The sequence below is a fragment of the Caballeronia sp. INDeC2 genome, from assembly GCF_023631325.1.
Lineage (GTDB): Bacteria > Pseudomonadota > Gammaproteobacteria > Burkholderiales > Burkholderiaceae > Caballeronia.
Genome location: NZ_JALQDG010000030.1, coordinates 203,839 through 229,243, shown reverse-complemented (window position 1 = coordinate 229,243; position 25,405 = coordinate 203,839). Strand labels below are relative to the sequence as shown.

At 65.0% G+C, this 25,405-nt stretch carries 22 protein-coding genes; 21 read left to right on the top strand and 1 reads right to left on the bottom strand.

The window, feature by feature from the left end:
* Positions 1-33 precede the first annotated feature (33 nt).
* From NCS28_RS19525 to NCS28_RS19455, 15 genes are all read left to right on the top strand, one after another.
* Positions 34-465 carry a low affinity iron permease family protein gene (locus tag NCS28_RS19525; RefSeq protein WP_250515406.1) on the top strand — a complete coding sequence of 144 codons (432 nt, stop codon included), beginning with the start codon at positions 34-36 and terminating at the stop codon, positions 463-465.
* Positions 466-888: 423 nt separating this feature from the next.
* The gene (locus tag NCS28_RS19520) at positions 889-1,071 is read left to right on the top strand and encodes a Flp family type IVb pilin (protein WP_250515405.1); all 183 of its coding nucleotides are present in this window, start codon (positions 889-891) and stop codon (positions 1,069-1,071) included.
* 77 nt (positions 1,072-1,148) lie between these two features.
* Positions 1,149-1,658, top strand: coding sequence for an A24 family peptidase (locus NCS28_RS19515; RefSeq protein WP_250515404.1), 510 nt, complete (start codon positions 1,149-1,151; stop codon positions 1,656-1,658).
* Between the two features lie 12 nt (positions 1,659-1,670).
* Complete coding sequence (cpaB, locus tag NCS28_RS19510) at positions 1,671-2,624, top strand: Flp pilus assembly protein CpaB (protein ID WP_250515403.1); 954 nt, start codon at positions 1,671-1,673, stop codon at positions 2,622-2,624.
* 75 nt (positions 2,625-2,699) lie between these two features.
* Complete coding sequence (locus NCS28_RS19505; RefSeq protein ID WP_250515402.1) at positions 2,700-4,250, top strand: type II and III secretion system protein family protein; 1,551 nt, start codon at positions 2,700-2,702, stop codon at positions 4,248-4,250.
* Between the two features lie 10 nt (positions 4,251-4,260).
* On the top strand, positions 4,261-4,647 hold the full coding sequence (locus NCS28_RS19500) for a CpaD family pilus assembly lipoprotein (RefSeq protein WP_250515401.1): 387 nt from the start codon (positions 4,261-4,263) through the stop codon (positions 4,645-4,647).
* Positions 4,648-4,667: 20 nt separating this feature from the next.
* Complete coding sequence (locus tag NCS28_RS19495; RefSeq protein ID WP_250515400.1) at positions 4,668-5,888, top strand: CpaE/TadZ family protein; 1,221 nt, start codon at positions 4,668-4,670, stop codon at positions 5,886-5,888.
* Positions 5,888-7,312, top strand: coding sequence for a TadA family conjugal transfer-associated ATPase (locus NCS28_RS19490; protein ID WP_250515399.1), 1,425 nt, complete (start codon positions 5,888-5,890; stop codon positions 7,310-7,312). The genes NCS28_RS19495 and NCS28_RS19490 overlap by 1 nt, the downstream gene beginning before the upstream one ends.
* Positions 7,309-8,283 (top strand): type II secretion system F family protein, encoded by a 975-nt coding sequence (locus NCS28_RS19485; protein WP_250515398.1) that lies wholly within the window; start codon positions 7,309-7,311, stop codon positions 8,281-8,283. Before NCS28_RS19490 ends, NCS28_RS19485 begins: the two co-directional genes overlap by 4 nt.
* A complete protein-coding gene (locus NCS28_RS19480) occupies positions 8,280-9,251 on the top strand; it encodes a type II secretion system F family protein (protein WP_250515397.1) in 972 nt (323 codons plus the stop codon). Before NCS28_RS19485 ends, NCS28_RS19480 begins: the two co-directional genes overlap by 4 nt.
* Positions 9,248-10,120: a tetratricopeptide repeat protein gene (locus NCS28_RS19475; RefSeq protein WP_250515396.1), complete on the top strand. Its 873-nt coding sequence runs from the start codon at positions 9,248-9,250 to the stop codon at positions 10,118-10,120. The genes NCS28_RS19480 and NCS28_RS19475 overlap by 4 nt, the downstream gene beginning before the upstream one ends.
* Before the next feature lie 32 nt (positions 10,121-10,152).
* Complete coding sequence (locus NCS28_RS19470) at positions 10,153-10,611, top strand: TadE/TadG family type IV pilus assembly protein (RefSeq protein ID WP_250515395.1); 459 nt, start codon at positions 10,153-10,155, stop codon at positions 10,609-10,611.
* Positions 10,608-11,351, top strand: coding sequence for a TadE/TadG family type IV pilus assembly protein (locus tag NCS28_RS19465; protein WP_250515394.1), 744 nt, complete (start codon positions 10,608-10,610; stop codon positions 11,349-11,351). Before NCS28_RS19470 ends, NCS28_RS19465 begins: the two co-directional genes overlap by 4 nt.
* On the top strand, positions 11,327-13,180 hold the full coding sequence (locus tag NCS28_RS19460) for a VWA domain-containing protein (protein ID WP_250515393.1): 1,854 nt from the start codon (positions 11,327-11,329) through the stop codon (positions 13,178-13,180). The genes NCS28_RS19465 and NCS28_RS19460 overlap by 25 nt, the downstream gene beginning before the upstream one ends.
* 73 nt (positions 13,181-13,253) lie before the next feature.
* Positions 13,254-13,748 carry a DUF6496 domain-containing protein gene (locus NCS28_RS19455; RefSeq protein ID WP_250515392.1) on the top strand — a complete coding sequence of 165 codons (495 nt, stop codon included), beginning with the start codon at positions 13,254-13,256 and terminating at the stop codon, positions 13,746-13,748.
* On the opposite strand, the gene NCS28_RS19450 is transcribed toward NCS28_RS19455, so the two are convergent.
* Positions 13,733-14,656, bottom strand: coding sequence for a LysR family transcriptional regulator (locus tag NCS28_RS19450; protein WP_250515391.1), 924 nt, complete (start codon positions 14,654-14,656; stop codon positions 13,733-13,735). The genes NCS28_RS19455 and NCS28_RS19450 overlap by 16 nt on opposite strands.
* 125 nt (positions 14,657-14,781) lie before the next feature.
* Here NCS28_RS19450 and NCS28_RS19445 point away from each other — a divergent pair, with 125 nt between their 5' ends.
* The 6 genes from NCS28_RS19445 (at position 14,782) to NCS28_RS19420 (ending at position 25,360) form a co-directional block, all read left to right on the top strand.
* Positions 14,782-15,552, top strand: coding sequence for a transporter substrate-binding domain-containing protein (locus NCS28_RS19445; protein WP_250515390.1), 771 nt, complete (start codon positions 14,782-14,784; stop codon positions 15,550-15,552).
* Positions 15,553-15,562: 10 nt separating this feature from the next.
* Positions 15,563-16,690: a succinylglutamate desuccinylase/aspartoacylase family protein gene (locus NCS28_RS19440; protein WP_250515389.1), complete on the top strand. Its 1,128-nt coding sequence runs from the start codon at positions 15,563-15,565 to the stop codon at positions 16,688-16,690.
* A 75-nt stretch (positions 16,691-16,765) separates the two neighbouring features.
* Complete coding sequence (locus NCS28_RS19435) at positions 16,766-17,656, top strand: alpha/beta fold hydrolase (protein ID WP_250515388.1); 891 nt, start codon at positions 16,766-16,768, stop codon at positions 17,654-17,656.
* Positions 17,657-17,833: 177 nt separating this feature from the next.
* Positions 17,834-23,647, top strand: coding sequence for an excinuclease ABC subunit UvrA (gene uvrA, locus NCS28_RS19430; protein WP_250515387.1), 5,814 nt, complete (start codon positions 17,834-17,836; stop codon positions 23,645-23,647).
* A complete protein-coding gene (locus NCS28_RS19425; RefSeq protein ID WP_250515386.1) occupies positions 23,637-24,056 on the top strand; it encodes an ACT domain-containing protein in 420 nt (139 codons plus the stop codon). The genes uvrA and NCS28_RS19425 overlap by 11 nt, the downstream gene beginning before the upstream one ends.
* A gap of 11 nt (positions 24,057-24,067) precedes the next feature.
* On the top strand, positions 24,068-25,360 hold the full coding sequence (locus tag NCS28_RS19420) for a DUF445 domain-containing protein (RefSeq protein WP_250515385.1): 1,293 nt from the start codon (positions 24,068-24,070) through the stop codon (positions 25,358-25,360).
* The last annotated feature ends 45 nt before the right edge of the window (positions 25,361-25,405 follow it).

The following is a 25,405-nucleotide window of genomic DNA, read 5'->3' as shown; positions in this document are numbered from 1 at the left end:
GCCGCATTGAAACTGAATATCCGGAGACGCTGAATGAAGACTTCCTGGTTCCTCAAGTTCTCGAATGCGCTTGCGCGACTCGCGGGGCGCGCATCGACCTTCGTCATCGCGGTGGTGCTCGTCATCGTCTGGGCCGCGTCGGGGCCGCTCTTTCATTTCAGCGACACATGGCAGCTCGTCATCAATACGTCGACGACCATCGTCACGTTCCTCATGGTCTTCCTGATCCAGAACACGCAGAACCGCGACACCGCCGCGATGCAGATCAAGCTCGACGAACTGATCCGCGCGATCGACAAGGCGCATAACGCGCTGCTCGATCTCGAAGAACTCGATGAAAAGGAACTGGTGATCTTTCGCAAGCGTTATGAAAAGCTTGCGCAGGAGGCGCGTGATGATTTGCGTTCGGCGAGCAGGGACATAGAAATGCCTTCCTTTCCACGCGACGACAATCGCGATAGCTAAGCTTGCATCGCAAGACAACATTGAGTCGCGACAGATAACTTTTTTGCAAGCTTCCCAAACTGCGTGACAAAAGCGCCCAATAGAATGTAATCTTGGATTTCCGCAGCGGCCTTCACGCGCTGTGCACTCCGGATGCATTTTCCTAAGCATCCGCAAACGTTTTGCGCGAGTCCGGTAAAGTCACGCAGAACGATTGGGCGCTCGTCCGATCGGTCAAGCAAAAGCAAAAAAAGAAAAATCCACCCTCTAAAGTTTTTCGAATGTCTGCCGACAGGCGCGCGCAAGGCGTTTCTAAAGCCCGGTAAGAGGCCATTTTCGGCCTTTAATTCGCGAAGTTATTCCTTCCCGAAATGGCTAGGATGTGTCTTGCCCGGTAATCCCTTTGCCGGGTCCACACCTACCTAAACCTTGAAGGAAAGAAAAATGCGCAAACTGATGAAGGCATTCGTGCGCGATGAGCGCGGTGTCAGCGCGATGGAGTATGCGGTTCTGGCTGGCATCGTCGTGCTGGCGCTCGGCGCGATGGCGACCACATTCAGCAGCAACATCACCTCGATGTTCAACAGCCTGTTCGATAAGGTTACGACTGCACAGAAAGTGAGCTGATGACGCGCGCGCCTTGCTCGGACTTCATTGTCCGTAGTTAAGGATTGCACCGCCCGCCCACCAAAAACAAGACCATCGTGCAGCTTCTGTCTCTTGCCATTCGCCTGATCGTGCTCTGCGTGCTGCTCTGGCTCGCGGTCATCGACGTGCGCTCCCGACGCCTGCCGACCAAAATCGTGCTCGTCGTCGGGATGCTCTTCTTCGTCGATGCGCTCGCCCGCCGCATGCCGGTCGACGATGTCATCGTTCATCTGCTGCTCGCTCTTGGCGTGTTCCTGGTTTGCGCCGTGTTGTTCGCGGCGAAGATGCTGGGCGGAGGCGACGCAAAGCTCGCCTCCGTAATTTTTCTCTGGGCCGGACTCGCTTTGTCCTTGCCCGCCTTAACCCTGATTTCGTTGATCGGGACCGTCGTGTCCCTGATCAGTCTCGCGACGCGCCACATGAATCCCGTGCAACGGTTCATGCCGATGCGCGCGCTCGCGATGTTTTCCGGCGCACGCGGCGTTCCCTACGGCGTGGCGCTCGCGCTCGGCGGCGGCCTCGTCATCGTGCTGCCGGCGCTCTTGCCTTTGTTTGCGATCCGATAGGACGGCGCGCTCATGTCCAACATCATCAAGTTCGCCGTGCTTCTGGTCGGCGCTTTGCTCATCGCGCTGATCGTGCGCGTCGTGGTCGCGAGTGCTTCGCGCCCGGCCGAACATGTGGTCACCACCGAGAAGGTGCAGGTGAGCGCGGCGGAATTACCTCAAGGCTTGCTGCTGCGCGACGAAGATCTCGCATGGAAGACGATGCCCGCCTCGCAGATTCCGCCCAACGCAATCATCTCCGGCGCGCAGAACGCCACCGACGTTAAGGGCGCGCTGTTGCGCCATCCGGTCGAGAGCGGCGCGGTGCTCACGTCCGCCGACGTGATCCTGCCGAACTCGCCGGGCTTTCTCGCCGCGACGCTCAAGCCGGACATGCGCGCCGTGTCGGTGGCGGTCGACGACGTGTCCGGCAACGCCGGTCTCATCCAGCCGGGCGATTACGTCGATCTGCTGCTGACGCAGCAGATGGAACGCCGAACCGATTCGCCGGATCTCGCTGTCTCGAGCGAAACCGTGGTCGAGCATGTGCGCGTGCTCGCGGTCGGCTCCGAGATCAAGCGCCCGAAGGTCAACGGCGACGTCGCCGAGGCCATCACGCGCGCCCGCACGGTGACGCTCGAAGTGACGCCGCGCATGGGCGAAGTCGTGGCCGTCGCGGCGCGGCTGGGTTCGCTGTCGCTCGCGCTGCGCAGTTTCGCGACCGATACGCGCGATCCGTCGGCGTCGGCGGCGGTGGCGTCGTCGTCCGTGCAACGCGCGCCGATCTGGGCCGGCGACATTTCCCGCGCCGTGCGCGATCTGCCGCGCTCGCGCACGCCGCAGGCCAGCGCGCCGGTTCACGTGGCGGCGGGCCCGCGCCCCGTCACGATTTACCGCGGTTCGGAAAAGAGCGAAGCCGGTTCGACGGTCGCGCAAGCCGGAGCGTCGCCGGATGCGCCGCCCTTGCCGAGCGTGCCCGCGCGATAGACATCCGGCGCACCGTCGCATGAAGCACAACGCAGCAGCATCAAGTCAAGGCAGTCAGTGCCAGGATCGAATCTCATGAGAACGCAGTTGGACTTCCGCAGCATCGAAAGACGGGGCGCGCATCTCGCGCTCGCCTGCGCCGGCGTGCTGCTAGCCTGGTCCGTTCAGGCGGCGCAACCGGCCGTTGCCGCGAAACCGTCGAAAGAAGCGGGCGGCGCGGCGGTCCAGCTCGCGCAGGCCCGCACGCGTGGTCCCGCGCTCGTCAGAACCACGGCTGCGGCGCCTTATGGCGCCGTCGCGCCGGGCGTCGATGCCGGGCAGGGCGCGCTCACGCTCGATGCCGGCAAGGGCACGATGCTGCGCCTGCCGGAAGATGCCACGTCGGTGTTCGTCGCCGATCCGTCGATCGCGGACGTGCACGTGCCGTCGCCGAAAACCGTGTTCGTGCTCGGCAAGAAGACCGGCACGACGTCGCTCTATGTGCTGGGCCCGGGCAACCGGACGCTCGTGCAACGCACGGTGATCGTCGCGCGCGACATGATCGCCGTGCGCAACATGATCGCGGCGCGCTTTCCGAACCTGAACGTCCAGGCGACGACGAGCCAGGGCTCGCTGCTCATCTCCGGCGCGGTGCCGAACGCGGCCGATGCCGACGCCATCGTACAGGCCGTGACGCCGTTTCTCGCGGACAAGGAAGTGCTGATCAACCGCCTGACGGTGGATCGTCCGCAGCAGGTGCAGTTGCGCGTGCGCATCACCGAAGTGGACCGCAACGTGACGCAGCAGCTCGGCATCAACTGGCAGGCGCTCGGCACCTCGGGCAACTTTCTCGGCGGCATTTTCAGCGGCCGCGCGATTCAGAACTTGAATCAGCCGATCGCCAACGGCAGCGGCGGCGTGACCTATCCGATCAACCTGCCGAGCAACAACGCGTTCTCGTTCCTGACCGGCTTCAAGACGGCCAACACCGATATCCGCGCGCTCATCGACGCACTCAATCAGGAAGGCCTGCTGACAGTGCTCGCGGAGCCGAATCTGGTCGCGATGTCCGGCCAGACGGCGAGCTTCCTCGCGGGCGGCGAGTTCCCGATTCCGGTCTCGCAGACCAACGGCGCGATCTCGGTCGAGTTCAAGCAGTTCGGCGTCAAGCTCGACTTCACGCCGACCGTACTCAACGAGCGCCGCATCAGCCTCAAGGTGCGCCCGGAAGTGAGCCAGATCGACTCGACCGCGAGCGTGACGACGGGCGGCGTGACCGTGCCCGGCCTCTCGGTGCGCCGCGCCGATACGACCGTCGAGCTCGCGAGCGGCCAGAGCTTCGCGATCGGCGGCCTCCTGCAGAGCAACACGACCGACATCGTCTCGCAGGTGCCCGGCATCGGCTCGATCCCGGTGCTCGGCAAGCTGTTCTCGTCGTCGAACTATCAGAACAACAAGACCGAGCTCGTCATCATGGTGACGCCGTATCTCGTCGAGCCGACCGATTCCGCGAAGCTGCGCTCGCCGCTCGATTCGCTGATCTCGCCTTCGAGCGATGTCGAGTACAGCTTCCAGCGCAAGGCGGGGGCTACGCAGCCGTCCGCTTCCGAACCGCGCCTCGTCGGCGCGGCGGGCTATGTCTATTGAGCGCCCAGTCATGAAACTTTCATCCGGTTCGACCCGTTACCCGACACTCGTCGTGCTGCTCGCGCTCGCGTGCGGCCTTTCCGGGTGTTTCAAGCCGCCGCGCAACATGCCGAACGATTCGGTGATCGGCTACGACGGCAAGAACGCCGTGCCGCCCGATTGCAACTCGCTCACGCGCAGATCGCTTTTGACCGACGGGGGGCTGCATCGCCCGTCGATGCAATGGGGCTGCGCAACCTACACGAATCTGGCCGCGCAGCTCGCGCATCCGGCCGATATCGTCGCGCCGCAGACGCTCGGCCCCGCCGACGGCGCGACCGCCGCGAGCGCGATGCGCCGCTACGAGAACGGCCGCGTGATCCAGCTCGACACGAGCTCGTCGCGCGAATCGAAGTAGCGCCTAAACAGACCGACATCATGAGCACCACAGAGATCAGTTTTTTCAAGGGCAAGCAGGGCGTGCGCATCGCGGATTTCATCGCGTTCGTGGCCGACCGCAAGACCGAGCAGGTGTTGAAGAGCTTCGTGCTGGAACAGGCGATGCCGCACGTGCATATCGCCGTCGGCAACATGGACGATGCCATCGCGCATCTGTCGAAGATCGAGCGTTCGCCGCTCTTTCTGCTCGTCGACCTCGAAGGCTCGGTGATGCCGCTTTCCGACTTGGGACGCTTGGCCGAAGTGTGCGAGCCGTCGGTTCAGGTCGTCGCGCTCGGGGAGCGCAACGACGTCGGCCTGTTCCGCAGCCTGCTCAAGATCGGCGTGCGCGACTATCTCGTCAAGCCGCTGACAGTCGAATTGCTGAAGCGCACCGTCAACGTGTCCGAGGGCAAGGTGAGCCCGGTCACGCTCGCGCGCGCGGGCAAGACCATCGCGTTCGCGGGCGCGCGCGGCGGCGTCGGCGTGACGACGCTCGCGCTCAATCTCGCGCGTTATCTGGCCGAAGACACGCACCGGCGCGTCGCGTACGTCGACCTGACGCTGTGCGGCGGCGCGGCCAACAGCATGCTCGGCACGCAGAGTAACAACGGTCTCGTCGACGTGCTGCAGAACGTGCATCGTCTCGATCCGCAATACGTGGAGCGCACGCTGGTCGCAAACGGCAGCCGCCTGTTCGTGCTGTCGGCGGATATCGATTACGGCGCCGTGAAGGAGTTCGAGCGGGGCGCGCTGCGTCGTGTGGTCGAGCTGCTGTGCGACAGCTTCCACTACGTGATTCTCGATATCGGCGATCCGAACGGCGCGCTGGCGGCCGAAGCCTTCGATCTCGCGTCGCGCGTCTATCTCGTCGCGGACCGCTCCGTGCATTCGACGCGCGAAAGCATCCGCCTTTTGCGCTATATCGAGGACCGCGACAACAATCCGCCGACTTCCGTGGTGCTCAACAATCCGAACGCCGCGGCCGCGGGCAAGGTGCAGCAGGCCGACTTCATGACCGCCGTGGGCCGCACCGTGCTACACGAAGTACAGTTCGAGCCGAAGACGCTCGCCACCGCCGAGAACCTCGGCGAAGCGCCGCGCGAGCGCGGCCAGAACAACTTCATGTCGACCATCGCGCGTATCGCCAACGATCTGACCGGCCAGCACGCCGCCGTCGAACGCACGTTCCTGAGCAAGTTCAAACTGAGGAGAGCGTGATGTTCGGACAGAAGCAGGCGCGCGTCACGCCGCCGTCCGAGCTCGCGGACGGCGCACCGCCGCAAGGCGAAGCGACGCCGCTTGCGCTCGTTGAAAAGCCGGCGGCCGTGCCCGTGCCTGCTCCCGCGCCCGCACGTTCGCAACCCGCCGACGGCGACGAAGCGCTCGTGCGCTCGGACCTCTTCAAGACGATTCGCGCGGGCGTATTCGCCGCGATGAATCCGTCCGCCGCGGTCGGAAAGACGCGCGAACAGATGAAGCCCGCCGTGGAGACGCTCGTGCTCGACGTCGCGGAGCGCGAGCGTCTGAACATCACGATCTCGGAGCAGGTGCAGATCGTCGGCGAGTTGTTGAACGACATGTTCGGCCTCGGCCCGATCGAACCCTTGCTCGCCGATGAAACCATCACCGACGTGCTCGTCAACGGCCCGGATCAGGTCTACGTCGAGCGGCACGGCCGGCTCGAACTGACCAACTGCAAGTTCCGCGACAACGCGCACGTGATCAACGTCGCGCAGCGCATTGCGGCGGGCGTCGGGCGGCGCGTCGACGAAAGCAGCCCGATGGTCGATGCGCGTCTCGCCGACGGCAGCCGCGTGAACGTCGTGCTGCCGCCGCTCGCGATCCACGGCGCGTCGATCTCGATCCGGAAATTTTCGAAGCGCAATATCACGCTGCATCGCATGTCGCAGCAGGGCAACATGTCGGCGGCGATGGCCAACGTGCTCAAGCTCGCGAGCACGTGCCGGCTCAACATCATCGTGTCGGGCGGCACGGGTTCGGGTAAGACGACGCTGCTCAACGCGCTGTCGCATTTCATCGGCCACGGCGAGCGCACGGTGACGATCGAGGACGCGGCCGAGCTGCAACTCGTCCAGCCGCATGTCGTGAGTCTCGAAACGCGTCCCGAGAATGCGGAAGGCCTCGGCTCGGTGACGCAGCGCGATCTCGTGCGCAACGCGCTGCGGATGCGCCCGGATCGCATCATCCTCGGCGAAACGCGCGGCGCCGAGGCCTTCGACGTGCTGCAGGCGATGAACACCGGCCACGACGGTTCGATGACGACCATCCACGCGAACACGCCGCGCGACGGAATCACGCGTCTGGAAAGCATGGTGATGATGGCGAACGGCAACCTGCCGCTCTTGTCGATCCGCCGCCAGATCGCGAGCGCGGTGCATCTGATCGTGCAGATCGAGCGCATGCGCGACGGCATGCGGCGCGTCACGCGCGTGACCGAGCTGGTCGGCATGGAAGGCGATGTGATCATCACGCAGGATCTGTTCACGTTCCGCTACGACGCGAGCGCATACAGCGAGGAAGTCAGAGGCGTGTTCGAGAGTGCGGCGGTGCGTCCGGCGTTCGCGGCGCGGGCGGCGTATTACGGTCTGGAAGACGCGCTGCTCGACGCGATGAAGCCATGAACCTCGTCAACCTCCTCACGGTCGCGTCTTTCGCCTGCGTGCTGCTCGTCGGCATCATGATCGTGATCATGCAGGACATGCGCAAGAGCCAGCCGCCGGTGCGGATCCGCGAGCGCATGCAGAAGAGTTTCGTGTCGCACGGCGTGCAGGCCGCGCAGACGGGCAAGCTCGACCTCGACGTCTTTCGCGTCAACCGCAACGACAACGCGCTCACGCGCTGGACCGGACCGCGTCTCGCGCGCCTGCGCACGGTGTCGGGTTCGAACGGCTTGCGCATCGTGATCGTCGCGGCGCTCGCGGGCGAGCTCGTCGCACTGCTGATGGTCAGGTTCATGCCGTTGCCCGATTTCACCAAGCCGCTTGTCACGCTGGGTTTGCCCGTGCTCGCACTGGTGCAGGCGTATCGCTTTCTCGTCGAGCGCTTTCGCAAGCGCTTTCTCGACGGCTTCCCCGATGTCATCGACATGATCGTGCGCGCGGTGCGCGCGGGCGTGCCGGTCACGCAGGTCATCGGCTCGGCGGCGAGCGAATGCGGCGAGCCGCTGAAAAGCGAGTTTCAGTTGATGGCCGACTCGCTGCAAGTCGGTCTCGACCTCGAAGAAGTGCTGACGGTGGCGATGCGCCGTATCGAGATCGCCGACTTCTCGTTCTTCTGCGTGTGTCTGCTGTTGCAGCGCGAGACCGGCGGCCAGCTCGGCGAAACGCTGGAGAACCTGTCGGGCATCGTGCGCACGCGCCGCGAGATCCGCCAGAAGACGCGTGCGCTGACGGGCGAGGCGCGCATCACGACGAAGATTCTCGCCGCCATTCCGGTGGTCATCATGGGGTCGATGTACGGCCTGAACCGCTCGTATCTGATGGTGCTTTTCAACACGCAGTCGGGGCACAAGCTGCTCACGTTCGGCGCGATCTCCATCACCATGGGGCTTATCGTCATCGGCAAGATGTCGAAGCTCGATACTTCTCGATGAACTCGAACAACAACGTCGAAACGCTCGTCAATCTGCTGATGCTGTTCGGCCTCTTCGCCGCGCTTGCGGTGTGGTGGGCGCACAAGCACGGCGGCAAGCGCGGGCGCATCGCGGAGCGCGCGCGCATGGCGGCTGCGACGCATCGCTTCGACAGCGCGTCGCTGCAGGTCGACGGCGAGACCACGTCGCTGCGCGAGCGCGCGTTGCGCCGGCTCGCGCGCATCGGCGACAAGATCCCGTTCTTCGACGGAAAGTACCGCCTCAAGCTGCAAAAGGAAATGGTGCGAAGCGGCTATCGCAGCAATCTCGCGGTGTCGATCCTGCTCGCGGTGAAGTTCTTCTGCGGACTCGCGTGCGCCGCGGCGACCGTGATGCTCGGCTCGAACATTCCGATGATCGGCGCCTACCCGGCGGCGCGCGGCATCGCGATGCTGATGGTGTTCATCGTCGGCATGATCGTGCCGGAGTACGTGGTCGCGTTCAAGGCGTCGCGCCGCCGCAAGGCGATGGGCGCCTGCCTGCCCGACGCGCTCGATCTGCTCGTCATCTGCACGAACGCGGGCAACAGTCTCGGCGTGTCCATTCGCCGCGTGGCCGACGAACTGAAGACGATCTGTCCGCCGCTCTCCGACGAGTTCTCGCTCACCGCCGACGAACTCAAGCTCTCCGGCGACAGCGCCCGCGCGCTCAACAACCTCGCCGAACGCATCGACCTGCCGTCGATCCGCGCGCTCATTTCGACGCTCACGCAGTCGATGCGTTACGGCACACCGATCACGCAGGCGTTGCGCACGCTGTCGCGCACCGAACGCGTTGCGCACATCGTGTCGCTCGAAGAGAAGGCCGCGAAGCTCGCGCCGAAGATGGTCGTGCCGATGATGCTGTTCATTCTCCCCGCGATCATCGCGATCGCGGCGGGGCCTGCCGTTATTCAGTTGCTTGCGTTCATCGCGGGAAATTCGACATGAAGTCATCCATTCAACAGGCCGCTCGCAGCGCTATTCTCGTCTGCGCGATCACGTTCGTATTCGCCGCCGTGGGCTGCACGACGACCACGCGCCAGGTCACCGATACGCGTCCCGTGCTGCGCAACTCCGCGCCGAGCACGATGAGCGAATTGCGTATCGCCGACACCGCGCTCGAATCCGGCAACTTCGACCTCGCGACTTCGCTCTATGAAAAAGCCTTGCAGGCCGATCCGAAGTCCGTGCCGGGTCTGACCGGCCTCGGCAACACGCTGTACGGCGTGGGCGATTACACACGCGCGGGCGTCTACTATCAGCGCGCGAGCCAGATCGAACCGAAGGCGACACCGCCGCTCATCGGCATTGCGCGCGTGGCCATTCATCAACGCCGCTTCGACGACGCCATCGCCACGTATCGCCGTGTGCTGACGCTTGCGCCGAACGATCCGCTCGCCTGCGCGGGCCTCGGCGCGGCGCTCGATCTCTCCGGCGATCACGCGCATGCGCAAGCGTTGCTGCGGGAAGCGCTGATCGCCAATCCCGGCGATCCGATGCTCTCGGTGAATCTCGGTTTGTCGCTTACGCTCGGCGGCGATCCGCGTCAGGGCGCGAACGTCCTACTCGACGTGACGCGTTTTCCCGCCGCGCCGCCGCAGGCCCGCCAGAATCTCGCGCTCGCGTACGGCCTGCTCGGCAACGACGACGCGGCGGCGGCGATTCTGTCGCGCGATCTGCCGAAGGCGTCGGTGCAGGACAACTTGCGCTTCTACGAGCTTCAGCGCGGCCGCGATGCGCAGACCGGACAGCCGCCGAAGAGCGTTGCCGTGTCGATGGTCGCGACGCCGAAAGTCCAGACGGCGAGCGTGAAGTGACGATGCGCGCCCGGTCGCCGCGAACCCGCCGCTTGCTCACGCGTCTCGCACGCGACGAGCGCGGCGTGTCGGCCATCGAGTTCGCGTTCGTCGCGCCGGTGGTGTTCATCCTGATCCTCGGCACGGTCGAAGTCGCGCTCGACATGATCGTCGATGCCTCCGTGCAGTTCGCGGCGCAGCAGGCCTCGCGCGCGGGACTCACGACGGTGGCGCCGTCGGACAGCACGCGCGACGCCGAGGCGCGCCGCATCATCAACAACGTGCTGGGCGGCTGGAAGAACATCGGCGGAACCGTGGACATCACGACGCGCGCATACAGCACCTACAACGACATCGCCGCCAACAACTATCAGGACACGATGGGCGGCTTCGGCGACGTCGTGCTCTATGACATCGTCGTGACGATGCCGACCTTCTCGGGCATTCCGAAGCTCTTCGGCGTCGACACGATGACCTTCCAGCGCAGCTATCTCGTGCAGAACGAAAAATGAAGCCCGCAACCGGAACGATGCGACCGGCGTTCTTCGCGGCTGCGCCAAGGCGCACGCGCCGTCTTGCGAAGCGGCTGATGCGCTCGGAGCGCGGCAGCGTGGCGATCGAGTTCGTGATCGTCGTGCCGATCATGCTGCTCATCCTGCTCGGCTTCACCGAGCTGTATCTCTACATGCGCGCCGTGAGCCTCGTCGAGCACACGGCGTTCACGCTCGCGGATTCGATCGGGCAGATGAGCAACGTCATCGACGACGGATCGAGCCAGAACAACGCGGCCAACGCAAACAGCCTGACTTCGATCTGGGCGGCCGCGGTCACGCTGGCATCGCCGAATCAGCTCAACGGCAACGGCGGCGTGATCGTCACCGCGATCTGCGATCAGGCGGTGAATTGCGGCTGCCAGTCGGTGCTCAATCCGACGCAGGACCCGGGCACGGCGACGATTCTGTGGGCCGCGAAGCCGTCGTGGCAACCGAGCGGCATGAAGTCGACGATCACGTCGACGAACGCGATTCCGACGAACTGGCCGTTCCGTTATGGCGATTCGGCCATCGCCGTCGAGGTCTTCTACAACTACACGCCGTTTGCGCTGACCTCGGCGTTCTGGAGCAAGGCGCCGGTCGCGACGACCATCTACGAGCGCGTCTACGTGCGTCCGCGCAACGGCCAGGCGCTCGCGCTGACGAATCCATCGGCAACGGGATCGGGATCGCAATGCGAAAGAAAGCCGGTTTCCTGAACGCGCGCACCGCGCGCAATCTCTTGCGCGGCGATCAGGGCGCCGTCACGATGGTGTTCGCGGTCTGCGCGAGCCTGATGATCGGCTCGATGTGCACGGCCATCGACGCGATCCACTACGAGATGACGCAGGCCCGCATGCAGATGGCGCTCGACGTCGCGACGCTTTCGGCGGGCGCCGACCTTGCGCATTACGACACGACCAAGCCCGCCGATCTCGCGAACTGGAAGCTCGACGCGCGCGCCTATTACGACGTCAACATGCCCTCGGGCTACATGGCGCTGAACCTGCCCGATGCGAAGTTCGCGGCGCAGGTGTCGGGCGCGCCGGCGACGGGGCAAACAATCCAGCTTTCCGCGACGGGCACGATGCCGCTCATCGCGCCGATCATCTTCGGCAAGAACACTGCGCAGGACGGCTCGGGTTCCGGCGGCGGTTCGGGCAACCCGAACCAGGCCAATCCCGACGCCGCGACCGTCACCGCGAGCAACGCCGCGCTGCGCCTGCCGAAGAGCACGCTCGAACTCGTGATGGTGCTCGACAACACGGGTTCGATGAGCGACTACGCGAACAGCAAGGACCACACGCAGGGCACGAAGATCACGGGTTTGCGCCAGGCGGCGCAGGGCCTCGTGAGCAATCTCTTCTCGGTGACCACCAACGATTCGTATGTCGGTCTCGTCCCGTTTACGACGATGGTCAACGTGAAGAACGCGCTGCAGCCGACCGGCAAGTGGCTCACGCCGCGCTTCGACAACTACAACGACCAGCAGATGTCGATGACGGCCGTGAAAAACTGGAAGGGCTCGGGATGGGGCGGTTGCGCGGTCGAGCCGCGCGACGCGAGCGACAACCTGCTTGCCGCGCCTTACGAGCCGGCCTCGTCGCCGGGCTTCAGGCCGTTCTTCTACAACGTGCCGAAGAACGGTTTCTCCGTCTACACGTACTCGACGTCGACCAAGAACAAGGTGACGACCTGCACGATCGACAAGAACCCGTCCGTTACGGCGGGCGCGCCGCTCACCTACCTCAAGAGCGGCAGCGTGACAACCTCGTGCAACACGACGTTCTCCGGCAAGACGCCGCCGGCGATCTACGATCAGTGGTACGTCAACAAGAGTTCAACCTCGACCTCCACGACCACGTACGATCAGAACGGCAACACCAACTACGGCGCGAACGGGCCGTGCAACATCGCGCCCGCGCTTTTCCTCACCAAGAGCCAGTCCGATCTGACGAACGCGATCACGAACATGCAGGCGGCCGGCTCGACGCTCATCCCGACCGGCCTGCTATGGGGCTGGCGCATGCTGAAGTCGTCGTGGTCGGACAATGTGGCGGGCAAGGGCAACGGCTGGATTTCGACCGATACGAGCTTGCCGCGCCCCGAGACGACGCAGGCGTTGCAGCGCGTGGTCATCGTGCTGTCCGATGGCGAAAACGATCCGGGCGGATCGACGGGCATCATGCCGCCGCAGGCGTTCAACGGACTGTCGGGCGACGGCCGGGCGGATCTGCTGGCTTCGACGGTCACCCGTCCAGATGGCTCTACGCTCGCGGACAAGCAAAAGCCTGGCTCGATGGGTTCCGTCGACGATCTCAACGCCTTTCAGCTCGCCGTCTGCTCGGCGATGAAGCAGGAGGGCATCATCATCTATTCGATCACCTTCGGCACCTACGGCACGGATACGGACAGCATCAACGCGCAGACGACGATGCAGTCGTGCGCGAGCCCCGGCAACTACTATCACGCGCCCAGCAACGCGACGCTCAACCAGATCTTCCAGCAGATCGCGGGCAATCTCGGTGTGCTGCGCCTGACGCAGTAAAGCTCTGCGAGGAAGGCGGGCACGCACGTTGCTCGCCTCGCAAGGGCAAGTCCACTTCATACGGAGGTCCGACATGCCCGAAAAGAAAACCCTCGAGCGCGCATCGAAGGCGAAGCGCGCAGGCAAGTCCCCGAGCACGCAGGCGGGTGCGTTCGTGAAGGAGCAGATCGATCACATCCGCGAAGGCAAGCACGGCGCGAAATCGGCGAAGCAGGCCATCGCGATCGGGCTGTCCGAGGCGCGCCGCTCGGGCGTGAAGACGAAGCCGCCGAAGAAGGGCGCGTCGTCCGAGGCCACGCGCAAGAAGGCCGCGCAGGACACGAAGGCTTCGCATCGCACGAAGAAGAGCGCGAGCACCGAGTCGAAGTCGAAGCGTTCAGCCGTGTCGACACGCGTGCTCAAGCGCGAAAGCACCAAGGCCGCTTCGCACAAGTCGTTGTCGCGCCAGTCGCATGCGGCTGCCAGCCGGCGTTCGGCGGCGGATCGTTCGGCGGCGGCGAAGAAGGGCTGGGCGACGCGTCGCGCCAACGCAGCGAAGGGCTCGCGCGCGCGTCACGCCTCGCGCTGAGCGGGCAGCATGCGCGCGAACGAGACGGCCATCGTCGCGAGCTCCTGCGCCGCGGGCGTCAGCGGCACGCCCGCGCGCCGCACGAGACACACCGGCGTTTTCGCGGCGCGCTCGGCGATCCGCACGATCTCGACGTGCTCCCGAAAGAACGCATGCCCCGCGAGGCTCGCGGGTTCGAGTCCGATGAAATCGCTCGACGCGATGCAATGCAGCGTGTCGAACACGGCTTCGGTCGTCGCGGCGATGCGTGGCGGCGCGAGCTTCGCGTGCTCGAAGAGCGCCGACAGCTTGTTGCCCAGCGCACCGCCGCCGCGTTGCCGCGTGCTGACCCATTCCGCATCGCGCAGATCGTGAAGCGTGCGTGAGCGTGCGAGCGGATGACCGCGCCGCGCGATCACCGCGACTTCGGTATCGAAGAGCGGCGTGGTGTCCATGTCGTGGATGTCGGCATCGGGCGAGATCAGCGCGAGCGCGAAATCGAGACTGCCGTCGCGAACCCATGATGTCAGCATGCGCGACGTCGCGCTCGTCAGATGCACGTCGATGCGCGGACAACGCTCGCGATAGCTCTCGAGCAGCGCGGGGAAGAGGCGCATCGTCGCCTCGGCGGCGAGCCCGAGCGCGACGCGGCCCGTCAGTTCGCCGCGCAACTGGCGCATTTCCTCTTCGGTCTTCCTGCATTCGCCGAGAATCAGATCGGCGCGCAGACGCAATCGCTCGCCGATCGGCGTGAGGCGCGCGCCGCGCACGTCGCGTTCGAACAGCGGCCCGCCCGCCAGCGTTTCCAGCTTCTGCAACTGTTGCGTGATGCCGCTCTGCGCGACATCGAGCTTTCGCGCGGCCGCGCGCACGCTGCCCGCATCGGCGACGGCGACGAACATGCGCAACTGCGTCAGAGTCAAATCCACGCTCGGCGTCTCCGTCGGGTGATCTCGAAAAGTGATCATGATAAGCAAAACGCCTCTTTTTCTGGGCATTTTGCACTCGTACCATCGGTGGCACCGATTCGCGATAATCCGGAGACACCGCGTTCATGTTCAGACTCAGCTCACTCTTGCTGGCCGCATCGCTCGTCGCGGCCTTACCGGTTCACGCGAAAGACGCCGACGCGCTGCGGCTCGGCATCGATCCCGGCTATCCGCCGATGGACGTGAAGACGCCCGATGGCCACGTCGCGGGCTTCGACGTCGATCTCGGCGATGAAATCTGCCGCCGCATCGCGATGCGCTGCCAGTGGGTCGAACTCGAATTCTCGGGGATGATCCCCGCGCTTCAGGCACGCAAGATCGACGCAATCATGTCGTCGATGGCGATCACCGACAAGCGCATGAAGCAGATCGCGTTTTCCACCAAGCTCTTTCAGTTCCGCTCGCGCCTGATCGCGAAGCAGGGCGCGCCGCTCACGGCGAGTGCGCAGGGCTTGCGCGGCAAGCGCATCGGCGTGCAGAGCGGCAGCCAGTTCGAAACCTATGCGCTCAAGAACTGGCAGCCGGGCGGCGTCGAGGTGGTGTCGTATCAGAGCATGGAAGGCGTGTTGAACGATCTGAGCGCGGGACGCATCGACGCCGCGCTGCTCGGCTCCGTGGAAGCGGAGCACGGTTTCCTGAAGACCCCGCGCGGCGCGGGCTTCGCGTTCGTGGGCGAGCCGCTTTCGATGGGCGATCACGGCGTGGGCATGGGTCTGCGCCAGGACGATACGGCGCTCAAGGCGAAGATCGACAAGGCCGTGAACGACATGCGCGCCGACGGCACGTATCAGAAGATCGCGCGCAAGTATTTTGACTTCGACGTGTACGGTGACTAAGGATTCTTCGATGCAAACGAAACGCCATTCACTCGTCTCGACGACGCTCGGCACGTCGCGCGAGCTCGTCAGCTTTCATTTCGGCGACGCGCAACGCGACGGCGAGACGGTCTATATTCAGGCGTCGTTGCATGCCGACGAAACGCCCGCGATGCTCACCGCATGGACGCTGAAAAAGCGGCTCGCCGCACTCGACGCCGACGGCCGCGTGCGCGGTGAAATCGTGCTCGTGCCGGTGGCGAATCCGATCGGCCTGTCGCAGAACGTGCTCGGGCAGTTTCTCGGACGCTTCGAGGCGAACAGCGGCCATAACTTCAACCGCAGCTTTCCGATGCCGCCCGCCGCCGCTTTGATCGAGCGCGTGGGCGCACGTCTTTCGTCCGCCGATGCCGCGCACAATGCGCGTCTATTGCGCGGCGCGCTCGTGGAGATGCTCGGCGAAATGACCGCAAAGAACGAGTTCGAATCGCTGCGGCTTACGCTGCTCACGCTGGCTTCGCGAGCCGATATCGTGCTCGATCTGCATTGCTCGCTCGAAGCGACGATGCACATTTACACGAGCCCCGCGAGCTGGCCCGCGATCGAACCGCTCGCGCGCCATCTCAACGCGAACGGCGTGCTGCTCGCGACGGATTCCGGCGGCCAGTCGTTCGACGAGGTTCATGCGCTGCTGTGGAACGAACTGCGCGAGCGGCTCGGCGACGACACGCCGCTCGGCGCGCCGAATATCGCGGCGACGATCGAGCATCGCGGGCAGCGTGACGTCGATTACGACACCGCCGCGCAGGATGCCGATGCCATCGTCGATTATCTGATCGCGCGCGGCGTGATCGACGGCGATGCGAAGGACGCGCCGCCGCTCGCGCAACCCGCGACGCCGCTCGCGGGCAGCCAGCAGTTGAGCGCGCCGGTGAGCGGGATCGTCGTGTATCGGGCGAAGGTGGGCGCGCGGCTGAGAGCGGGCGATCCGGTGTTCGATATCGTCGATCCGATCACGGACGCGGTGACTACGGTCGCCACGAACAATGACGGCGTGTTTTATATGCGGCGCGCGATTCGCTTCGTGTACGCAGGCGCGCCGATGGGGCGGGTGACGGGGGAGAAGGCGGTCAGGAGCGGGGTGTTGATCGGGGCGTGAGCGTCGCGAGCACGCCCGCCCCGTGCTCGCTAGAATGACTCCTCCCTCCCGCGTTCCCATTCGAGGAGTCTCGCCATGCTGGACTTCGGACGCCACGCCCGCACGCCGACGCTCGATATCGCCTACGCCGATTCCGGTCCCGCCGACGGTCCCGTCGTTCTCCTGATCCACGGCTGGCCCGACGCGGCGCGCGCCTGGAACGCGGTCGCGGCGCGGCTCAACGACGCCGGCTATCGCACCATCGTTCCGGAGTTGCGCGGCGCGGGCGGCACGCGCTTCCTATCCGACCACACCGTGCGCGACGGCTCAGGCGTCGCGCTCGCGAAAGACGCCGTCGATCTCGCCGATGCGCTCGGCATCGCGCAATTCGATGCCGTCGGTCACGATTGGGGCGCGCGCGCCGCGTACACGATCTCCGCGCTGTTTCCGGATCGCGTGCGCCGCATGGCCGCGCTCGCGCTCGCGTATCAGCCGCGCGGCGTCTTCGAATTACCGGATTTCTCTCAGGCACGGCGCTTCTGGTATCAATGGTTCATGTCGCTCGACGGCGGCCCGGACGCCGTCGCCGCCGATCGTAAAGGCTTCGCGCGCATTCAGTGGGACACGTGGTCGCCGCCCGGCTGGTTCGACGAAACCGAATTCGCGGCAACGGCCCGCGCTTTCGACAATCCCGATTGGGTGCCGATCACGCTGAACGCCTATCGGCGGCGCTGGCGCAGCGACCAGCCGTCCGATCCGGCGCTCGCCGAACTCTATGCGCGGCTCGGGACGATCGAGCGCATCGGCGTACCCGCGCTGATGATCCAGGGCGGCGCGGATTCCTGCGACGAACCGGCGAGCTCGGCAGGCCAGGACGCGTATTTCCCGGCGGGCTACCGGCGCGTCGTCATCGACGGCGCGGGGCATTTTCCGCTGCGCGAGGCGCCGGACGCCGTCGCGGATGCCGTCATCGCGCATCTGACGTGACGCGCGGATCAGGCGAGTGTCTTGCGCAGGGAAACGAACACTCTTGACACGTTTGGCGACAAACACTGTATGCGTGTACAGTACTGTTCGCTACGGCGGGCGCGCACGTCCGAACACTCGCGCGACCTCGCCCTCGGCTTTCAACGAGCCGCCTAACCTATTGAACCGGTTGAAAAATTGGCATCGAACAACGCAATCCGCATTCGCGGCGCACGTCAGCACAACCTCAAGAATCTCGACCTCGACCTGCACACCGGCCAGATGACGGTCGTGACCGGGCCGTCCGGCTCGGGCAAGTCGAGCCTCGTGTTCGATACGCTCTACGCGGAAGGCCAGCGCCGCTACGTCGAGACATTCAGCGCGTACGCGCGCCAGTTTCTCGACCGGATGGACCGCCCACAGGTCGATCGCGTGGACGGCGTGCCGCCCGCCATCGCCATCGACCAGACGAATCCGGTGCGCAGCTCGCGCTCGACCGTCGGCACGATGACCGAACTGAACGATCACCTGAAGCTCTTCTACGCGCGCGCCGCCGAACTGTTCGACAGGAAGACGTCGCAGCGCGTGCGCCATGACACGCCCGAAACGATCTACGCCGAACTGCTCGAACGCACGCGCGCCGACGATCCGCGTCTCGCGATCACGTTTCCCGTCGAATTGCCCGACACGGCGAGCGACGAGGAAGTCGAGCAATGGCTATCCGCGAGCGGCTACACGCGCGTGCAGGCGAAGCGCCGCGTGCAGACGGAAGCGGGCGCGCGGCAGCTGCTCGATGTCGTCGCGGATCGTTTTCGCCTGCAGAACACGGAGCGCTCGCGTGCGCTCGAGGCCATCGAAAGCGCATTGCTGCGCGGCACCGGCCGTGTCGACGTCTACGTGCTGAAGGACGAAGGCGAGCCGGACATCTGGCGCTTCTCCACCGGCCTGCACAGCCCGGAAAGCGACCTGCGTTACGCGGATCCGCAGCCGGCGCTGTTCTCGTTCAATTCGGCGTATGGCGCGTGCGAAACGTGCCGCGGCTTCGGTCGCGTGATCGGCGTCGATTACGGGCTCGTCATCCCCGACGATAAAAAGACGCTGCGCGAAGGCGCGGTCAAGACGCTGCAAACGCCCGCGTGGAAAGAGAATCAGGACGATCTCGTGAAGTACGGCGCGAAGGCGGGCATTCGGCTCGGCGTGCCGTGGAAGGATCTCACGCAGGAAGAACGCGACTGGGTCATCAAGGGCTCGCCCGACTGGACCGGCAAGTGGCAGAACCAGTGGTACGGCGTGCAGCGCTTCTTCGACTATCTGGAGTCGAAGGCGTACAAGATGCACATTCGCGTGCTGCTGTCGAAATATCGCAGCTATACGACGTGCCCGGTCTGTGCCGGCGCGCGCCTGAAAACCGAGTCGCTGCTGTGGCGTCTCGGCACGAAGGAACAGGCCGATGCGGTGTTGGCGCCGTGCAATCGCTTCATGCCGCAAGGCGTCGACTGGACGCGCGCGCAACTCGAAGCGCTTCCTGGCCTCACGGTTCATGATCTGATGCTGATGCCGATCGAGCGCATCCGCCGCTTCTTCGATTCGCTGACGCTGCCTTCGACCTTGCTCGACGAAGCGCTCAAGCTGCTGCACGCGGAAGTGCGCACGCGTCTGAAATATCTTTGCGACGTCGGCCTCGGCTATCTGACGCTCGATCGCCAGAGCCGCACGCTGTCGGGCGGCGAAGTGCAGCGCATCAACCTGACGACGGCGCTCGGCACCTCGCTCGTGAACACGCTCTTCGTGCTCGATGAGCCGAGCATCGGTCTGCATCCGCGCGATCTGAACCGCATCGTCGAGGCGATGCACCGGCTGCGCGACGCGGGCAACACGCTCGTCGTCGTGGAGCACGATCCTTCGGTGATGCTTGCGGCGGATCGTCTCATCGACATGGGACCGGGGCCGGGCGAGCGCGGCGGTCAGATCGTCTACGACGGCGCGCCCGACGAGATTCGAAGCACCGACACGTTGACCGGCGCGTATCTCGGCGGCCGCAAGCATGTCGCGCATGCGTCGAACTGGAACCGGCGCGCCGTCGATGCGAACACGCCGCGTCTCACGCTCGAAGGCGCGAGCGATCACAACCTGCGCGACGTGACGGTCGATATTCCGCTGCAACGACTCGTCTGCGTGACGGGCGTATCCGGCTCGGGCAAATCGACGCTGATTCAGGACGTGCTCGCGCCCGCGCTGATGCGTCATTTCGGCAAGGCGACCGAAGCGCCCGGCGCGTTTCGCGCGTTGAAGGGCGCGGAGCATCTGAGCGATGTCGTGTTCGTCGATCAGTCGCCGATCGGACGCACGGCGCGTTCGAATCCGGCGAGCTACGTCGGCGCATTCGACGAAATCCGCAAGCTCTATGCGAAGGCGCCGCTTGCGTTGCAGCGCAGTTACAGCGCGAGCATGTTCAGCTTCAACTCGGGCGACGGACGCTGCCCGACATGCGGCGGCTCGGGCTTCGAGCACGTCGAAATGCAGTTCCTGAGCGATGTCTATCTGCGCTGCCCGGATTGCGACGGACGGCGTTATCGCGCTGAAATTCTCGAAGTGAAGATCGAGCGCGGCCGCCGTCAATTGAGCGTCGCCGATGTGCTCGAACTGACCGTGAGCGAAGCCGTCGATCTCTTCGCCAACGACAAGGAAGTGCTGCGCGTGCTGCAGCCGATCGTCGACGTGGGTCTCGAATACGTGAAGCTCGGCCAGCCGGTGCCGACGCTGTCGGGCGGCGAGGCGCAGCGTCTCAAGCTCGCGGGTTATCTCGCGGAAACATCGCAAGGCAAAAGCAGCGAGCGCCGCCTCTTCATGTTCGACGAGCCGACCACCGGTCTGCATTTCGACGACATCGCCAAGCTGATGCAGGCGCTGCGGCGTCTCCTGGAACGCGGGCATTCGCTGATCGTCATCGAACATAACCTCGATGTGATTCGCGCGGCCGACTGGATCGTCGATCTCGGTCCCGAAGGCGGCGATGGCGGCGGGCAGGTCGTGTGCGTCGGCACGCCGGACGACGTGGCGGCCTGCGAGCAGTCGCATACGGGCCGCGCGTTGCTCGACTATGAAGAAGCGATGGCGCCGGGCGCCGCGGAAAAGCGCGCGGGCGTGCCGCTGCAACTCGCGGCGCAAGTCGCGAGCGCGCGCCGCGCATTGCAGGGCGAGAACGTCGTGCGCATCGTCAACGCGCGCGAACACAATCTCAAGTCGCTCGATGTCGATATCCCGCACAACAAGTTCAACGTCGTCACGGGCGTGTCCGGCTCGGGCAAGTCGACGCTCGCGTTCGACATTCTCTTTCACGAAGGCCAGCGACGTTACCTCGAATCGCTGAATGCGTATGCGCGTTCCATCGTGCAGCCCGCGGGGCGTCCCGAAGTCGATGCCGTCTATGGCATTCCGCCGACAGTCGCGATCGAGCAGCGCCTGTCGCGCGGCGGACGCAAGTCGACGGTGGCGACGACATCGGAAGTCTGGCACTTCCTGCGTCTCTTGTACGTGAAGCTCGGCATCCAGCATTGCATCCACGACGGCACGCCGGTGCAGTCGCAAAGCTCGGAGTCGATCGCCGCGCAGATCATGCGCGATTTCAAGGGGCAGCATGTCGGGCTGCTCGCGCCGCTTGTCGTGAATCGCAAGGGCGTGTACACCGATCTCGCGAAATGGGCGAAAGCGCGCGGCAACACGCATCTGCGTGTGGATGGCGAATTTTTGCCGGTGAGCCCGTGGCCGAAGCTCGATCGATTCCGCGAACATACGATCGAATTGCCGGTCGCGGATCTCGTCGTATCGGCGGATAACGAAGCCGATTTGCGCCGCCTGCTCGATGAAACGCTCGAAATCGGCAAAGGCGTGATGCATCTGTGCGCGCCGCTCGACGATCTGCATGGGTCGTGGCAGGACGGCGCGCGCCGTGGCAAGGAAGAAACGCGCGTGTTCTCGACGAAGCGCGCATGTCCGGTCTGCGGCACGAGCTATCCCGAGCTCGATCCGCGCATGTTCTCGTACAACAGCAAGCACGGCTGGTGCAATACATGCGTCGGCACGGGCGTGAAGCTCACGCGCGAACAGCGCGCCGCGTTCGACGACACATTGTTCGCGCAGGACGATCGCGGACGCGAGCAAAGCATCGGCTCGGTGGATCAGGAACCGGACGATATCGTCGATCAGCCGTGCCCTGAGTGCGAAGGCACGCGTCTGAACGAGGTCGCGCGCGCCGTAACCTTCGGCGATTATCCGATCACGGAGGTCGGGCGCTGGACCGTGAGCGATACGCGCGAGTGGATCGCCACGCTCAGGCTGAAAGGCCGCGATGCGGATATCGCACGCGACGTGGTCAGCGAAATCGAAGGGCGTCTGCAGTTTCTCGAAGAGGTCGGGCTCGGCTATCTGAGCCTCGATCGCGCCGCGCCGACGCTTTCCGGCGGCGAAGCGCAACGCATTCGTCTCGCCGCGCAGCTCGGCAGCAATCTGCAAGGCGTGTGCTACGTGCTCGATGAACCGACCATCGGTCTGCATCCGCGCGACAACCTGATTCTGCTTTCCGCGCTGAGAAAGCTGAACGACAAGGGCAATACGCTCGTCGTCGTCGAGCATGACGAGGACACGATTCGCCGCGCGGATCACATCATCGATATCGGGCCCGGCGCGGGCAAGCGCGGCGGCACGGTGGTCGCGCAGGGCAACGTGACGGATCTCGCGGCGCACAAGGCGTCGCTGACGGGACAGTTCCTCGCGAACCCGATCGTGCATCCGTTGCAGCCGCGCCGCGAAGTGCGCGCCGGGACCGCGAAACGTCCGGCGACGCCCGAGCGATGGCTCACCGTCGAAGGCGCTACGCTGCACAATCTGCGCAACGTGACGGCGAGCGTGCCGCTGAACCGGCTCGTTGCGATCACGGGCGTGTCGGGCTCGGGCAAATCCACGCTCGCGCGCGACGTGCTCATGACCAATCTGCTCGACGCCGTCGGCCGCTCGGTGCTTTCTTCGCCCGCGGTGCGGCGTGCGCGCAAGGCGGCGCAGGCGGATGCACCGGCCGCGAGACCGCGCGCCAGCGTGCTCGCGCGCGAGGCGCCGCGTCCGAAGTTCGATGTGGCGCATGCGTGGCAAGGATGCCGCGGCATCACCGGTTTCGAGGCGATCGATCGCGTGCTCGAAGTCGATCAGACGCCGATCGGCAAGACGCCGCGCTCATGTCCGGCGACGTACATCGGCATGTGGGACACCATCCGCAAGCTGTTCGCCGATACGCTCGAAGCCCGCGCGCGCGGCTACACGCCGTCGCGCTTCTCGTTCAACACGGGCGAAGGGCGTTGCCCGGCGTGCGAAGGTCAGGGCGTGCGCACCATCGCGATGAGCTTCCTGCCCGACGTGAAAGTGCCGTGCGACGTGTGCCACGGACAGCGCTTCAATCCGGAGACGCTCGCGGTGACATGGCGCGGCAAGAACATCGGCGAAGTGCTGACGATGGAGATCGACGAGGCCGTCGAATTCTTCGCGTCGATGCAGAGCATCGCGCATCCGTTGCAGTTGCTGCGCGATGTCGGCCTCGGTTATCTGACGCTCGGCCAGCCGTCGCCGACGCTGTCGGGCGGCGAGGCGCAGCGCATCAAGCTCGTCACCGAGTTGTCGAAAGTGCGCGACGACATCACGCGGCGCGGCCAGAAGCCGCCGCATACGCTTTACGTGCTGGATGAACCGACCGTCGGCCTTCACATGGCGGACGTCGCGAAGCTGATCCGCGTGCTGCATCGGCTGGTGGACGGCGGGCATAGCGTGATCGTCATCGAACACGATCTCGATGTGATCGCCGAAGCCGACTGGGTGCTCGATCTCGGCCCCGAAGGCGGCGTGAACGGCGGCACGATCGTCGCGGCGGCAGACCCGGACACACTCGCGACGCATCCGCGCAGCCACACGGGCGCGGCGCTGCGGCCCGTTTTGGGACGTACACGCGAGGCCGAAAATGCCGCGTGATCTCGATACGCTGATCGCATCGATGGAGCCCGAGTTGCAGCCCGGCGTCTACGTGTTCGCGTCGCTGCCGCACGATGCGGTGGCGAGCGGCGCGGGCATCGTCGCGACGTTTCGCGAGCGCGAAGGCTTGACGGTCGTGATGGAGGAAAGCGCGGCGCAGGCGGCGGGCATCGCGCCGCTTTTTCGCGCGGCGTGGATCACGCTGACCGTGCATTCGGATCTGAACGCGGTGGGTCTGACGGCGGCGTTCGCGCGTGCGCTCGGCGAGGCGAACATCAGCTGCAATGTGCTCGCGGCGGCGTACCACGATCACATCTTCGTGCCGGTGGACGACGCGGCGCGCGCCATGGATGCGTTATCCGCATTGCAACGGACTGCTGGTAAGCTTTCGGCCTCTCCAAGACCATAACCAGACAATAGATGGAAACGCAGGAAAAATCGCAGGACAAAGCCGTCGCGCTCAGAAGAATGAAATGGTTCGCCGCCGCGTTGCTCGTCGCGGCGGGTTGTCTGTTCGCGCTCGCGAAAAGCCAGCACGATGCGGGCGTGTGGGCGTGGGTATCGTCGTTCGCGGAAGCCGCGATGGTCGGCGCGCTCGCGGACTGGTTCGCGGTCGTCGCGCTGTTTCGCCATCCGCTCGGCGTGCCTATCCCGCACACGGCGATCTTGCCGGCGAACAAGGCGCGCGTCGCGGACAACCTGGCCGTATTCGTGCGCGACCGTTTCCTCGGCACCGATGCGCTCGTCGCGCGCGTGAATGCGTTCGATCCGGCGAGCCGTCTGTCGACGTGGCTTGCGGAGCCGAAAAACTCGGAATTGCTCGGCAGGAAAGCGGTGACGGCGGTCGGCCAATTGCTGTCTTTGGTCGATGACGAACGCGTCAAGACCATGCTCTACGAAACGCTGCGCCGCCGCGCGGATTCGTTCGATCTCGCGGGCGCGGCGGGCAGCGTGCTGGCGACGCTGACGTCCGATCGGCGTCATCAACTGCTGCTCGACGAAGGCTTGAAGCAGATGGCCGCATGGCTCGACAAGCCCGAGGTGCAGGAGATGCTGGCGACGCGCATCGTCGCGGTAGCGGGCGAGGAGTATCCGAAGCTCATCGGCATGCTGGGTTTTGTCGGACTGAACGCCGAGGATCTCGGCAACAAGTTCGCGGCGGGTCTCGTGCGCGGCGCGAATCAATGGCTGCACGACGTGAGCAGCGATCCGGAGCACGAGCGTCGCAAGGCTTTCGATGCGGCCGTGGAGCGTTTCGTCGAGCGTCTGAAAACGGACCCGTCGTTCAAGGCGCGTATCGACGAGCACAAGCGCGAATGGCTCGAGCGGCCCGAGTTGCGCGGTTATGTGAACGGGTTGTGGGACGAGTTCATCGCATGGCTCGATGCGGATATCAGGCGGCCGGATTCGGCGCTGCACGCGAAGGTCGTGGCGATGGCGGGCGGTTTCGCCGAAGCGCTCGGCAGCGATCCGGCGCTACGCGATTCGATCAACGAGCATATGCGCGATGCGTTGAAGGCGCTCGCTCCGGAGCTGCGCGATGGGATCGCGAATCATATCGCCGCGACCGTCAGGCAGTGGGATGACGCGACGCTCGTTCGGGATGTCGAGCTTAATATCGGGCGGGATTTGCAGTTTATTCGCGTGAATGGGACGTTGGTTGGGGGGGCGGTTGGGATTCTTATTCATGCTGTGATGGTTTGGGTGGGGTGAGGTCTTCTAACTGCCGGAACCCGTATTCATATTGGTTCATTAACA